Raw genomic sequence first — 12698 nt, forward strand, 5'->3', positions numbered from 1 at the left:
ATCCCCTTGGCCGATGTCTGGGGAGCGGGCTACAGAAAAGAATAGAAACATCTGAACGGTATCTTGCGATCCGCCCAGTAATCAGAGGCATCCCGGAAGATGTCGAGCAACTGCTCGCGCGCTTCCTTGTCAAACTTGGCGTTGGCCGGAATCTGCTCGAGCACGACGATGAAGCCGGGCTGCGGGCCTGACTTGTGGACCAGGTCCGTCATGCAGTCGTACAGCGCGTCGAAGTTCTTGCCGAAATGGGCCGGAAAGGTGTACTGCGCTGCAATCATGTCCAGTACGTCCTGCTTGCTCTGGGCGTTGCCCAGGTTGGCGTACAGGAAATGCTGGTTCAGGTGCGTCGCGGCATCCTGCAGGTCCTGCACCCGGAAGGCCCGTATGGACTGAACGATATTGGGACGCACGCCTCGCAAGGGCGTTTCACCGTCCTTGCGCAAAGGCGTTTCGTTGTCCCGACGAAGTGGTGTATCCATCTCCGCTACTCTTTCTCTTAAGTCAAAAACTCAAAAATAACGACCACAGTTCAATTTATTGAACGATTCTGCGAAAACTCGCATAGTGGTCGTCGGTGTAATAACAGGCATCCGGTGCGACAGGTTTCAAGCCACCACAAACGATGCGCCGGGCTCCCCGGCTGCGTTCACCGGGCGTTCTGACGGTGTATTCACGGTAATAACCGCGACTTTGAGCCGGCAGCAGGCGTTCCCGGTTTCCGAACACCACGCCGTCCTTTTCATGCTTGAAAGGCCCGCCTTGGTAAATCAGCACCATCATGTCGCGTCCTTGGGGCGGTAGCTGGACTGCCGCTATGGTCCCGATCGGAACCGGGCCTTTTGCCTGCACCATGCTGGGGATTGACCCAGCCAGCCCGGTTGCCCAAATCAGCAACATGGCCGTTTTGGCCGCCCACCCATTGCGCAACATGAAAAAACCTTTTCTCGAATCTCAGAGCCACCCGCCGATTTTTCGGGTTAACCCTTAAATTTCAAGAGAGGTAGTTTGCCGCATGTGGCCAAAAAACGCAAGTGGATGCTGAAAATTTAGGCAGTAAAGGCAGAGGTTATTGGTGAACTAAGTTAGTACTTGCTGTCTAATTACGGCTTATCGCCCCGCATTTGCGTCCGCGACCGTGAGCGCTGTCATGTTGACAATACGGCGCACTGTCGCTGTGGCGGTCAGGATGTGCATGGGCTTGTTCGCACCCAGCAAGACCGGGCCGATGGCGATATTGCCGCCCGCTGCGGTTTTCAGGAGGTTGTATGAAATATTGGCTGCATCAATATTGGGCAGCACCAGCAGATTGGCCTCCCCCGTCAAGGTGCTGTTCGGCATGATGAGTGCGCGGGCATCCGCGTCCAGCGCCATGTCGCCATGCATTTCGCCGTCAACCTCGAGCCATGGCGCCTTTTCGCGCAGCAATTCCAGCGTGCGGCGCATCTTCAATGAGCTGGGCAGGTTGGAGGAGCCAAAGTTGGAGTGCGACAGCAGGGCCGCTTTGGGCTTGATGCCGAAGCGCATCATTTCTTCAGCTGCCATGGTGGTGATCTCGGCGAGCTGCTCGGCTGTCGGGTCGCAATTGACGTGCGTATCAAGCAGGAATACCTGGCGATTAGGCAGCAGCAGACCGTTCATGCAGGCATAGGTATTGACGCCTTCGCGCTTGCCGATGACCTGGTCGAGGTAGTCCAGGTGATGAGCCGTCGTGCCCCAGGTACCGCAGATCAATCCATCCACGTCGCCCTTATGCAGCAGCATGCCGGCGATCAGCGTCAAGCGGCGGCGCATTTCGATCTTGGCGATCTGCACGGTGACACCGCGGCGCTCCATCAGGCGGTGATAGGTTTGCCAGAAATCGCGGTAGCGGTGATCCTGCTCGACATTGACCACGTCGTAGTCGAGCTCCTCTTTCAGGCGCAGGCCAAATTTTTCAATGCGCTGCGCAATGATGGCGGGGCGGCCAATCAGTGTCGGACGCGCGAGCCCTTCGTCCACCACGATCTGGCAGGCGCGCAGTACACGCTCCTCTTCGCCCTCGGCGTAGGCAACGCGCTTGCGGCTGGCGGCCTTGGCGGCAGCAAAAATCGGTTTCATCACCGTACCAGAGGCATAGACGAAACTCTGAAGCCTTTCACGGTAGGCGTTCATATCCTGGATCGGCCGCAGGGCCACGCCGCTGTCGGCTGCCGCTTGGGCCACCGCAGGCGCGATTTTCATCATGAGGCGTGGATCAAAGGGCTTGGGAATCAGGTATTCAGGCCCGAACGCGAGCTTTTCGCCCACATAGGCGGCCGCCACGACTTCACTCTGCTCGGCTTGGGCCAGTTCGGCAATCGCATGCACGGCCGCGATTTCCATCTCAACCGTGATGGTGGAGGCGCCGGCATCCAGCGCGCCGCGAAAAATATAGGGGAAGCACAGGACGTTGTTGACCTGATTGGGGTAATCGGTGCGGCCAGTTGCCATGATGGCGTCGTCACGCACAGTCCGGACGTCTTCAGGCGTGATCTCCGGGTTGGGGTTGGCCAGCGCCAGGATGATGGGCTTGGCAGCCATTTTCGCGACCATGTCCTTCTTGAGGACGCCACCGGCGGACAGCCCCAGAAAGATGTCTGCGCCGGCGATGACGTCAGCGAGAGTGCGTGCGTCGGTCTTTTGTGCGAACTGGATCTTGTCCTCGTCCATCAGCTCAGTGCGGCCTTCATAGACCACGCCCGCCAGGTCGGTCACAAACACGTTTTCGCGCTGGATGCCCAGCTTGAGCAGCAGGTTCAGGCAGGCCAGCGCCGCCGCGCCCGCGCCGGACGTCACCAGCTTCACCTGGCCAGGGCCCTTGCCAACAATCTTCAGGGCATTCAGAACAGCGGCTCCTACGGTGATGGCCGTGCCGTGCTGGTCGTCGTGGAACACCGGGATCTTCATGCGTTTGCGCAGCTCGCGCTCCACATAAAAGCAGTCCGGCGCCTTGATGTCTTCAAGGTTGATCGCGCCGAAGGTGGGTTCCAGCGAGGCAATGATGTCGACCAGCTTCGCTGGGTCTTTTTCGTCAATCTCGATGTCGAATACGTCCACGCCAGCGAACTTCTTGAAAAGCACGCCCTTGCCTTCCATCACGGGCTTGGCGGCGAGTGGACCGATGTCGCCCAGGCCGAGGACGGCGGTGCCATTGGTGACCACAGCCACCAGGTTGCCACGGCTGGTGTATTTGAACGCGTTGTTCGGATCCTTGACGATTTCTTCGCAAGGTGCCGCGACACCGGGGGAATAAGCCAGGGCCAGGTCGCGCTGGTTGGTCAGTTGTTTGGTCGCTGCGATGGCGATCTTGCCCGGAGTTGGAAACTCGTGGTATTCAAGTGCGGCGCGGCGGAGTTCGGCGCGTTTTTCCTCGCGGTTGGCTTCATTGCCATTGGGCGTCGCGGTCGGGGGTGTCGGCATCAGCAGGGTCTCCAGCGGAAACGGTCGGGGCGACCGTCAATTTCTTGTAAGGTCTGCGATTGTAGGCCGTTGAAGGGGAAAACCCTAGTAAGTGAATCTACGCAAAAAGGTGCTTCGCTTTTGACTTTTCAGCACAGAAAGTCATTTGCGGCCAAGCTCATTCACGATGGCGGCGCGAAGGCGGGTTTTGAGCACTTTAAGCGGGAAATATGGAAACGAACTGGCTGGGGAAGCCGCCTTTCAGCGTGCCACGCCGAGCAATTGGTCCAGGCGTTCGGGCTGTTCCCGCAAGGCCTGGGCTGTTCCCGCGTGGACCACCGTGCCGCGGTCCAGCACCACGGCGCTGTCGGAAATCGCGAGGATGGCCTGAGGATGCTGCTCCACAATGATGGCGCTCAGGCCCTCTTCGCGCGTGATGCGGCGTATGGCCCGCAGCAACTCTTCCACGATGATGGGGGCGAGGCCTTCCAGGGGCTCGTCGAGCAGCAACAGCTTCGGGTTGAGCACCAGCGCCCGGCCCACGGCCAGCATTTGTTGCTCGCCGCCCGACAGCTGGGTGCCCAGGTTTCCTTTACGCTCGGCCAGGCGCGGAAACATCCCGTAAACGCCCTCAGGATTCCATTTGCCCGGGCGCGCCACCGCCGTGAGGTTCTCGTGTACCGTCAGCGACTTGAAAATATTGCGCTCTTGCGGTACCCAGCCTATGCCCGCCGCCGCGCGTTCATGCGAAGGCAACCGGTGCAACGCGACCATGGCTACGCCCGCGCCGAAAGAGATGGATCCGCCGTGCTGACGCGTCGCGCCTGCCAGCGTGTTGATCAGCGTGGTTTTGCCCGTGCCGTTGCGGCCTAGCAGCGCGAGCGTCTGGCCCTCGCCCAGCGCGAACGACACCTCGTGCAGCACCACGGCCTCGCCGTAACCGGCGCGCAGTTTCTCGACTTTGAGGAGCTCAGCCATGGGCCATCCCCTCGCCATGTTCCTCTCCATGGCCCAGATAGACTGCCCTGACCTGCGGGTCGGCCGCGATTTCCTCAGGGGTTCCTTCGGTCAACACCGTGCCGTTGACCAGCACCGTCATGGTGGTGGCAAAACTGAACACCAGGTCCATGTCGTGCTCGATCAGCAGTACCGACACGTCAGCTGGCAGCGCGGCCACGGTTTGCAGCAGCTCTTCGCGTTCGCCTGCCGGGACGCCCGCCACCGGCTCGTCAAGCAGCAGCACGCGCGGTTCGCAGGCCAATGCTACGGCGATCTCCAGCAGGCGGCGCTTGCCGTAGGCCAGCACGCGGGTCGGCTGGTCCATCACTCCTGTCAGGTGAAACTGTTCCAGCAACTGTTCGCAGCGCTCGGCCACGGGCCGGTTGCGCCCCAGTGCCTGCCACCATTTGGCGCCGAGCCCCGCCTGCTGCGACACGGCCAGCGCAAGCGTTTCCAGCGGCGTAAGCGAGTCGAAGAGCTGGTTGATCTGGAAGGTGCGCACCATGCCGCGCTTGACGCGCTGGTGCGGCGCCAGCCGTGTGATGTCTTCGCCGTCGAGGAGGATGCGGCCCTCGGTCGGCTGCAGCACGCCCGTCAGCAGGTTGACCAGCGTGGTCTTGCCTGCGCCGTTCGGGCCGATCAAGGCATGGCGTGCGCCGCGGCGCAGGTTCAGGCTCACATTATGGGTCGCCGCAATGCCGCCGAAGCGCATCACCAGGCCCTGTGCGGACAATACCGCTTCGCTGTGCGGCTCTGCGTTCATGGCCGGTCTCCGCGCCAGCGCTGCGGCCCCCAGGTCCACGGCCGGACCAGCCGTTCACGCCCCACCAGCACCAGCACCACCAGGAAGAGGCCGATCCAGAAGGTCCAGTACTGCGGCGTGATGGACGAGAGTGCATCCTGCATCAGCTTGAACACGATCGCCCCGGCCACGCCGCCATACAGCCAGCCGGCGCCGCCCACCACCAGGATGAGCAGTACGTCGGCCGAACGGTGGAATTCAAACAGGTCGAGCGAGGCAAAGCCGGTGGTCTGCGTGAGCAGTGCGCCGGCCGCGCCGGCCACTCCGGCCGCCACTGTGTAGACCACCGCCAGCCGCGAAGCGACGGGAATGCCGATGGCCATGGCGCGCAGGCGGTTGTCGCGTATCGCCTTGAGCGTCGCACCCAGCGGCGAATGCACCAGGCGGCGCATCAGCACAAACAAGACGAGCAACACCGCCAGTGAGTAATAAGCGGCCGTGCGTCCCGAGAGGTCGAATTCAAAACGGCCCAGCAGCGGCCCCATGACCACGCCCTGCAGGCCGTCGGCGCCGCCGGTCAACCAGTCCAGCTTGTTGGCCAGTTCCAGCAGGATGAGCGCCACGCCCAGCGTCACCATGAGCCGCGTCAGGTCGCTGCCGCGCAGGATGGTGAGCGAACACACGGCGCCCAGCAGCGTGGCGGTGGCGATGCCCACGGCCAGGCCCACCAGCGGGTCGGGCATGACCAGCTTGGCGAACAGCGCGGCGGCATAACCCCCTATGCCGAAGAAAGCCGCATGGCCCAGCGAGACAATGCCGGTGTAACCCAGCACCAGGTCCAGCGACACCGCGAACAGCGCAACGATGGCGATCTCGTTGATGATGGATGCATGGCTGGGCATCAGCACCGGTGCAGCGAAGGCGGCGAGCCAGAGCACCGGTTCCCAGAGCTTCCAGCGGCTGCTTTTGAGCAGGGACGTTTGAATGTTCATTTATCTGCCGCCCTTGCGCACAAAGAGGCCCTGGGGCCGCCAGATCAGAATCACGATCATCAGGCTGTAAACGATGAAGGCGCCCAGCTTGGGGATGTAGTACTTGCCCGCCACGTCGGCAATGCCCAGCAGCAGCGCGGCCAGCAGTGGCCCGGTGATCGATGTGGTGCCGCCCACGGCCACCACGATCAGGAAATAAATCATGAACTTGAGCGGAAAGCCCGGATCCAGCCCCAGCACCTCGGCGCCCAGCGCGCCGCCCAGGCCGGCCAGGCCTGAGCCGATGGCGAAGGTCGAGAGAAACACGATATTGACGTTGATGCCCAGGCCGGCCGCGACACGCTGGTCGTCCACCGACGCGCGCAGCCGGCTGCCGAAGCGCGTGCGCGTCAGCACGTATTGCAGGCCCACTGTCAGTCCAGCACATACCGCGATGATGAACAGCCGGTAGTGGCCCATGCCCAGCGTCCAGGCGCCGCTGCCGAGTTCGGTGCGGCCCTTGAGCCATTGGGGCAGCTGCACGATCTGCTGCGTCGAGCCGACGAAGTAGTCCACGCTGGCCACCGCCATGAACACCAGGCCAATCGAAAAAAGCACCTGGTCCAGGTGCGGCTTGTTGTAGAGCGGCCGGTACAGCGTGCGCTCCAGCACCGCGCCCAGCAGCGCTGAACCGATGAAGGCCAGCGGCAGGCACAGCAAGAAAGGCACGCCAAAGTGCTGCATCAGCAGCACGGTGATGTAGCCGCCGGCCATCGCGAAAGCACCGTGCGCGAGGTTGATGAAATTCATCAGGCCCATGGTCACCGCCAGGCCCACCGCCAGGATGAACAGCAGCATGCCGTAAGCAATACCGTCGAAGAGGATCGTGAGCATTTATCTTCGCAAGGAACGGCGCGGAACCGGCTTTGCCGGGCCGCAGAGGTTGCCCCCAGCAGGGGGGAGGCGCCGCGAAGCGGCGCTTCGGGGGGTTACTTGTTCTTCCCGGGATCCTTGACGTCCTTGATCACGTCAAATTCCACGTTGTAGAGCTGGCCGTCCTTCTTTTCAACCTTGCGCAGGTAGACGTCCTGCACGATGTCGCGCGTCTGTGCGTCGATAAAGATCTTGCCCCGTGGGCTTTCAAACAGCTGGCCTTTCATGGCTTCGAGCAATGCGTCGCCACCGCCCTGCCCCTTGCTGGTTTTGAGCGCCTCGTAAATCACCCGCATGCCGTCATAGCCGCCCACGGCCATGAAGTTCGGGCGCAGGCCCTTGTTGGCTTTGGCAAAGGCTTCCACAAATTTCTTGTTCATGGCCGAGGGGTGCGCCGCCGAGTAGTGGTGCGAGGTGACCACGCCGATCGCGCCGTCACCCATGTCGTTGAGCTGGTCGTCGTCCGTCACATCGCCAGTGGCGATCAGCCGGATGCCGGCCTTGTCCAGGCCGCGCTCGAGGAACTGCTTCATCACCGCAGCGCCGGCGCCGGAAGGCACAAAGACAAAGAGCGCGTCGGGTTTGTTGTCCCGCACCTTCTGCAGGAAGGGCGCGAAGTCGGGGTTGCGCAGCGGCACGCGCAGCGCGTCGGTCACCTGGCCGCCGTTGAAGGTCAGGCGATCCTTGAAGAATTTTTCCGCATCAATGCCGGGGCCGTAGTCGGACACCAACGTAACCACTTTCTTGATGCCGTTCTTGGGCGCCCAGTCAGCCAGCGCGACCGAAACCTGCGGCAGCGTGAAGCTGCTGCGCACGATGTAAGGCGAAGCCTGCGTAATGCTGGACGTTGCCGCGGCCATCACCACCATGGGTGTCTTGGACTGCGTTGCGATGGGCGCGGTGGCCAGGGCAGAGGGCGTGATGCCGAAGCCCGCCAGCACGTTGACCTTGTCGTTGACTACCAGCTCCTGTGCCAGCCGACGCGTGGTGTCCGGCAGCGAGGTGTCGTCCTTCACGATCAGCTGGATTTTTTTGCCCGCCACGCTGTCGCCGTTTTGCGCCATGTAAAGCCGCACGGCCGCCTCAATCTGCCGGCCCGTGGTGGCCTGCTGGCCGGTCATCGGCAGGATCAGGCCGATCTTGAAGGTGTTGTCCTGGGCCAGTGCGGGAGCGGCGGCAAGTGCCGCGGCCGACAGCGCGGCGGCGGTGAGGAAGGTACGTTTTTTCATGCTTGTCTCCTGGATGGTTTTCAGTTCTTTGCTGCTGCGTCAAACGCGGCGGAGTTCAGGTTGCCGGCATCCGCCCCGTAAAACGGTGCGAGTCTAGTATGAGTGCGATATCAGCACAAATGTTCGATATGTGAACATATCACCTGCCCTCCATGGCTTCATTGTGTGGGTTAGTGTTCGCGGGGTTGCCGTTGGTTCATGGTCGATTGCGCGATCATCGCGCGCATGACCTGGTGATCGCACACAAGTTGTCCTCTCAGGCGTCGGGCCGGTAGGAAGAGTCCAGCGTCACCGAACCGACCACGCGCGAGACACAGGCGCACAGCCGCGTGTTCTCCTTTTTCTCGTGCTCGCTCAAAAATACGTCGCGGTGGTCGATCTCGCCGTCCAGCGCCAGCACGTCCAGGGTGCACAGGCCGCATTCGCCGCGCTTGCAGTCGAAGACGGCCTGCACCCCCGCCTGCTCCAGCGCGTCCAGCAGGCTGCAGTCGGCCGGCACCGTAATGTCCAGTGCGTGGCGGGGGATATGCACCCTGAAGGCCTGCGGTGCAAAGCGACCGCTGTTGCCGAAAGTTTCATAGCGCAGGTCGGTCGCCGGCCGGCCCGAGGCCTCCCAGGCTTGGCGCGCGGCATCCAGCATGGGTACAGGGCCGCAGACATACATTTGCGCGCCGGCCGGCAACGCCGCGATCTCGGCGGCGAAATCGATGCGTGCGTCGACGGCCGCCTGCAAATGTTCGCCCAGGCAGGCACGCAATGCCTGGCCRTACGCCAGTTCGGCTTCGCTGCGCACGCCGTACAGCATGCGCAGGGAGCGGCCCGACTGCGCGCAGCGCCCGGCCAGTGCCTGCGCCATGCCCAGCAGCGGCGTGATACCTATGCCGCCGGCCACCAGCAGGTAAGCCGGCGCGTTGAAGTCGAGCGGGAAATGGTTGCGCGGCCCGCTCACCTGCAGCCGGTCGCCGACGGCCAGCCGCCACATCGCGCGCGAACCGCCGCGGCCGTCGTCCAGGCGCTTCACCGCAATGCAATAACTTTGCCCGTCGGGTTCACCGACCAGCGAGTAAGAGCGCAGCTCCGGCTTGCCGTCCACCAGCAGTTGCACCTGCAGGTGGCTGCCGGGGTCGTGGCGCTGCACGGTGGCTGCGTCATCCGTGGGCCGGATGCGGAACTCGCGCACGGTGGGCGTGAGGTCCTCAAAAGATTCAATGACCGCATCGGTCCAGCTGGAGGTGGCTTTCATTCAGTTTTCCGTGATCTCTTCAATTCGAGGGCCGCCGTGGAACCGGCTTTGCCGGGCCACTGGTGGCGCCCCTTGGGGGGAGGCGGCCGCAGGCCGCTTCGGGGGGACGTCATTTCTTTCGTATTAAACGCACGCCGGGCATCTGGTCCAGGTTGTGGCTGGCCACGGCGGCGCGCAGGTTGCGCTGGGCCAGGCGCGAGTGTTCGCGCATGATGGCCTCAGCGCGCGAGCCCTCGCGTTGCTCTATGGCGTCGAGCACCTGGCGGTGCTGGTCCTGCGCCACGACCAGCATGTCGCGCGCGCCCGGGGAATTGGCCTGCACCACCACAAAACCCGAAGGCGACGCAAAAGGCAGGCTGAACACGCGTTCGAGTTCCTTGGCAATCACGCTGCTGCCGGCCATTTCACCGAGCAGTTCATGAAACCGCTCGTTCAGCGCGACGTAGGAGGAGAAGGCCTCATCGTCCAGCGCAGGCTGGCTGAGCACTGCATCAATCTTGCCCAGGCATTCGCGGGCTTCGTTCAATACCACGGTGGGTGCACCACGTTCGGCCGCCAGCCTGGCCGACAGGCCTTCAACGGTGCCGCGCAACTCAATGGCTTCGGATACGTCGCGTTCGGAAAACGTACGCACGGCGTAGCCCCCGTTGGGCAGCGATTCCAGCAGGCCCTCCTGCTCGAGCCGCATCAATGCCGCGCGGATAGGTGTGCGGGAAAAGCCAAGTTTCTCGACGATCGACAGCTCGGCAATGCGGGCGCCCCCCGGCAACTCGCCGGCCAGGATCATCTCGCGGAGCTGCAGCTGCGCCCGCACCTGTGCGCTTTCAAGGCTATTTTGGCCTGCAGCCCTTTCTGGATGAGCGCCAGCAGCTATTGAATTGATAGCATTTGTTGTGGTTGGCATGGGGAGTTGGTTTCCGGCTCAGGCCGCCAGGCGGATGGCGATGACGGGTGCCGGCGGTTTTTCCAGCGCGATCATGCGGTCTATCAGGCGCCGCGCCCACATGGAGCCGGCATCGATGTTGAGGTTGTAAAACTGGTGGTCCGGGTGTTCGTCGATGGCGATTTGCTGGGCCTCCAGCACGTGCTCGTCCTCGCGGAAGATGCCGGCCACGCCCTCGCGCAGCCGGTGCGTCAGGCGTTGTTCACCCAGGCAGTAGTTGCGTGCGAAAGCCCAGAAGTAGTGGCAGCTGCCGTCTGTTTCCGGCGTTACCRTGTTCAGCACAAAACCATTGACGCCCTTGCTGCGGTCGCCCGGCTGGCCGTCCCTGGGCGGTGCGCCCGACCCGGCTTCGGCTACGCCGACGTCGATGTTCACGGTGCAGGGCGCTTCGAATTTGATGATTTGCCAGCGGTCCACCTTGCCCTTGTAACCGCGCGCATGCTCGATCTGTCCGGCCCAGAAAGGCGGTGCATCGATGTTCTCCATCCAGCGCGTCACGGTGGCCGTGCGGTCGCCATGCGTGGCCACAAAGGGCGCTTCGGCCACCGCGCGCTGGCCGATGCTGGAGCCGTGCACAAAGGTTTCATGGGTCAGGTCCATCAGGTTGTCCACCACGAGGCGGTAATCGCACTTCACGGTGATCAGCTTGCCGTCGCCGGCCCAAGCCGCGTCGTCGTTCCAGTGCATGTCGGGCACCAGCGCCGGGTCCGCCTTGGCCGGGTCGCCGGGCCAGATCCAGACAAAGCGGTGCTTTTCCACCACCGGGAACGCGCGCACGCAGGCCGAAGGGTTCAGCGTTTCCTGGCTGGGCATGTGGGTGCAGCGTCCGTGCGCGTTGTAAACCAGGCCGTGGTAACCGCAGGTCACCTCATCGCCGCTCAGCGTTCCCATGGACAGTGGCAGCAACCGGTGCCAGCAAGCGTCCTCCAGCACGGCAACCTGGCCGTCGGTGCGGCGGAACATGACTACCTTCTGTTTGCAAATCGTGCGCGCCAGCAGCGTGCGCCCAACTTCCACGTCATAGGCGGCGGCATACCAGGCGTTCAGGGGAAAAGTCGATTCTGGGGCATTCATGGATACTCAATGTATACATAAATTGCCGAAAAGCCAAGAAAAACAGGAAAATTCAGGGTAAATGCGGAGTTTATGTATTCATGAGGGGGTGATTTTGCTGGAATACGATGAGGGCTTGCAGCTGTGAAATCCTGATTTGCCAACTACGGAGACTTTCCCAATGACCGCCAAATTACCCGCCCGTTACGACCACGTCGGCAGCTTTCTACGCCCGCAGTACCTGCTGGAAGCCCGCGAACAAAAAGCCAAGGGCCAGATCACGCCCGAACAGCTGCGCAAGGTCGAAGACCAGGCCATCACCGAGATCGTGAAGTTCCAGGAAGACGTGGGCCTGAAAAGCATCACCGACGGCGAATTCCGCCGCACCTACTTCCACATCGATTTCCTGGAGCAGATCGGCGGCGTAAAAACCGACATCCCGGTCACCATCCAGCGGCCCGACGGCACCATGGAACTGGCGCCACCCGTGATGCGCGTGATTGACAAGGTGCGCCATGTGAAAGACATCCAGCTCGCCGACTTCCAGTACCTCAAAAGCCAGGTCAGCGCCGGCAACACGCCCAAGGTCACCATTCCCTCGCCCACCATGCTGCACTTTCGCGGTGGCCGCGCCGGCATCAGCAAAGAGGCCTATCCCGAGCTCGACCCGGCCTTTTACGATGACGTGGCAAAAGCCTATGGCGACGAGCTGCGCAGCCTGGCCGCGGCGGGCTGTACCTACGTGCAGATGGACGACACCAACCTGGCCTACCTCTGCGACGAGAAGATGCGCGAAGCGGCGCGCCAGCGCGGCGACGACCCCAACGAGCTGCCGCACCGCTACGCGAAATTCATCAACAAGGTGGTCGCGCACAAGCCCGCGGGCATGACGCTGGCCATGCACCTGTGCCGCGGCAACTTCAAGAGCACGCACGCCGCGGCTGGCAACTACGAGCCGGTGGCCGAGGCGCTGCTCAAGGAGATGGACCTGGACGCCTACTTCCTCGAATACGACGACAGCCGCAGCGGCGACTTCAAGCCCCTGCGCTACCTGCCCAAGGGCAAGACGGTGGTGCTGGGCCTGGTCACCACCAAGTTCGGCGAGATGGAAAGCAAGGATGACCTCAAACGCCGCATCGAGGACGCCGCCAGATACGCACCGCTGGAG

Annotated in this window: 12 protein-coding genes; 1 reads left to right on the top strand and 11 read right to left on the bottom strand. The window is 62.6% G+C overall.

The features are described 5' to 3' along the window. Positions 1–29: 29 nt before the first annotated feature. The 11 genes from AC1D0Z_RS03730 to AC1D0Z_RS03780 all read right to left on the bottom strand — a co-directional run bounded on the left by AC1D0Z_RS03730 (position 30) and on the right by AC1D0Z_RS03780 (position 11551). Positions 30–479, bottom strand: a complete 450-nt coding sequence (locus tag AC1D0Z_RS03730) for a barstar family protein (RefSeq protein WP_348050784.1) — start codon at positions 477–479, stop codon at positions 30–32. A 55-nt stretch (positions 480–534) separates the two neighbouring features. Then, positions 535–852, bottom strand: a complete 318-nt coding sequence (locus tag AC1D0Z_RS03735) for a guanyl-specific ribonuclease (RefSeq protein ID WP_477656898.1) — start codon at positions 850–852, stop codon at positions 535–537. A 255-nt stretch (positions 853–1107) separates the two neighbouring features. Further along, positions 1108–3438, bottom strand: coding sequence for an NADP-dependent malic enzyme (locus AC1D0Z_RS03740; RefSeq protein ID WP_477656899.1), 2331 nt, complete (start codon positions 3436–3438; stop codon positions 1108–1110). A 240-nt stretch (positions 3439–3678) separates the two neighbouring features. After that, a complete protein-coding gene (locus tag AC1D0Z_RS03745) occupies positions 3679–4395 on the bottom strand; it encodes an ABC transporter ATP-binding protein (protein WP_477656900.1) in 717 nt (238 codons plus the stop codon). Continuing rightward, positions 4388–5179 carry an ABC transporter ATP-binding protein gene (locus tag AC1D0Z_RS03750; protein WP_477656901.1) on the bottom strand — a complete coding sequence of 264 codons (792 nt, stop codon included), beginning with the start codon at positions 5177–5179 and terminating at the stop codon, positions 4388–4390. Before AC1D0Z_RS03750 ends, AC1D0Z_RS03745 begins: the two co-directional genes overlap by 8 nt. Next, positions 5176–6150, bottom strand: a complete 975-nt coding sequence (locus AC1D0Z_RS03755; protein WP_477656902.1) for a branched-chain amino acid ABC transporter permease — start codon at positions 6148–6150, stop codon at positions 5176–5178. The genes AC1D0Z_RS03750 and AC1D0Z_RS03755 overlap by 4 nt, the downstream gene beginning before the upstream one ends. After that, the gene (locus tag AC1D0Z_RS03760) at positions 6151–7023 is read right to left on the bottom strand and encodes a branched-chain amino acid ABC transporter permease (protein ID WP_477656903.1); all 873 of its coding nucleotides are present in this window, start codon (positions 7021–7023) and stop codon (positions 6151–6153) included. 95 nt (positions 7024–7118) lie between these two features. Beyond that, a complete protein-coding gene (locus AC1D0Z_RS03765) occupies positions 7119–8291 on the bottom strand; it encodes an ABC transporter substrate-binding protein (RefSeq protein WP_477656904.1) in 1173 nt (390 codons plus the stop codon). Positions 8292–8547: 256 nt separating this feature from the next. After that, the gene (locus tag AC1D0Z_RS03770; RefSeq protein ID WP_477656905.1) at positions 8548–9534 is read right to left on the bottom strand and encodes a PDR/VanB family oxidoreductase; all 987 of its coding nucleotides are present in this window, start codon (positions 9532–9534) and stop codon (positions 8548–8550) included. A gap of 109 nt (positions 9535–9643) precedes the next feature. Next, positions 9644–10438 carry a GntR family transcriptional regulator gene (locus AC1D0Z_RS03775; protein ID WP_477656906.1) on the bottom strand — a complete coding sequence of 265 codons (795 nt, stop codon included), beginning with the start codon at positions 10436–10438 and terminating at the stop codon, positions 9644–9646. An 18-nt stretch (positions 10439–10456) separates the two neighbouring features. Continuing rightward, positions 10457–11551 carry an aromatic ring-hydroxylating dioxygenase subunit alpha gene (locus tag AC1D0Z_RS03780; RefSeq protein ID WP_477656907.1) on the bottom strand — a complete coding sequence of 365 codons (1095 nt, stop codon included), beginning with the start codon at positions 11549–11551 and terminating at the stop codon, positions 10457–10459. A 160-nt stretch (positions 11552–11711) separates the two neighbouring features. Here AC1D0Z_RS03780 and AC1D0Z_RS03785 point away from each other — a divergent pair. Further along, positions 11712–12698, top strand: a 987-nt coding sequence (locus tag AC1D0Z_RS03785; RefSeq protein WP_477656908.1) for a 5-methyltetrahydropteroyltriglutamate--homocysteine S-methyltransferase, incomplete at its 3' end; no start/stop codon positions are given.

Source organism: Polaromonas sp. P1_E3 (assembly GCF_056405935.1).

Excerpts from the sequence above, each read along its gene's own strand:
- AC1D0Z_RS03755 (WP_477656902.1), bottom strand. The coding sequence starts at position 6,150 with ATGAACATTCAAACGTCCCTGCTCAAAAGCAGCCGCTGGAAGCTCTGG.
- AC1D0Z_RS03760 (WP_477656903.1), bottom strand. The coding sequence starts at position 7,023 with ATGCTCACGATCCTCTTCGACGGTATTGCTTACGGCATGCTGCTGTTC.
- AC1D0Z_RS03745 (WP_477656900.1), bottom strand. The coding sequence starts at position 4,395 with ATGGCTGAGCTCCTCAAAGTCGAGAAACTGCGCGCCGGTTACGGCGAG.
- AC1D0Z_RS03750 (WP_477656901.1), bottom strand. The coding sequence starts at position 5,179 with ATGAACGCAGAGCCGCACAGCGAAGCGGTATTGTCCGCACAGGGCCTG.
- AC1D0Z_RS03765 (WP_477656904.1), bottom strand. The coding sequence starts at position 8,291 with ATGAAAAAACGTACCTTCCTCACCGCCGCCGCGCTGTCGGCCGCGGCA.
- AC1D0Z_RS03735 (WP_477656898.1), bottom strand. The coding sequence starts at position 852 with ATGGTGCAGGCAAAAGGCCCGGTTCCGATCGGGACCATAGCGGCAGTC.
- AC1D0Z_RS03775 (WP_477656906.1), bottom strand. The coding sequence starts at position 10,438 with ATGCCAACCACAACAAATGCTATCAATTCAATAGCTGCTGGCGCTCAT.
- AC1D0Z_RS03740 (WP_477656899.1), bottom strand. The coding sequence starts at position 3,438 with ATGCCGACACCCCCGACCGCGACGCCCAATGGCAATGAAGCCAACCGC.
- AC1D0Z_RS03730 (WP_348050784.1), bottom strand. The coding sequence starts at position 479 with ATGGATACACCACTTCGTCGGGACAACGAAACGCCTTTGCGCAAGGAC.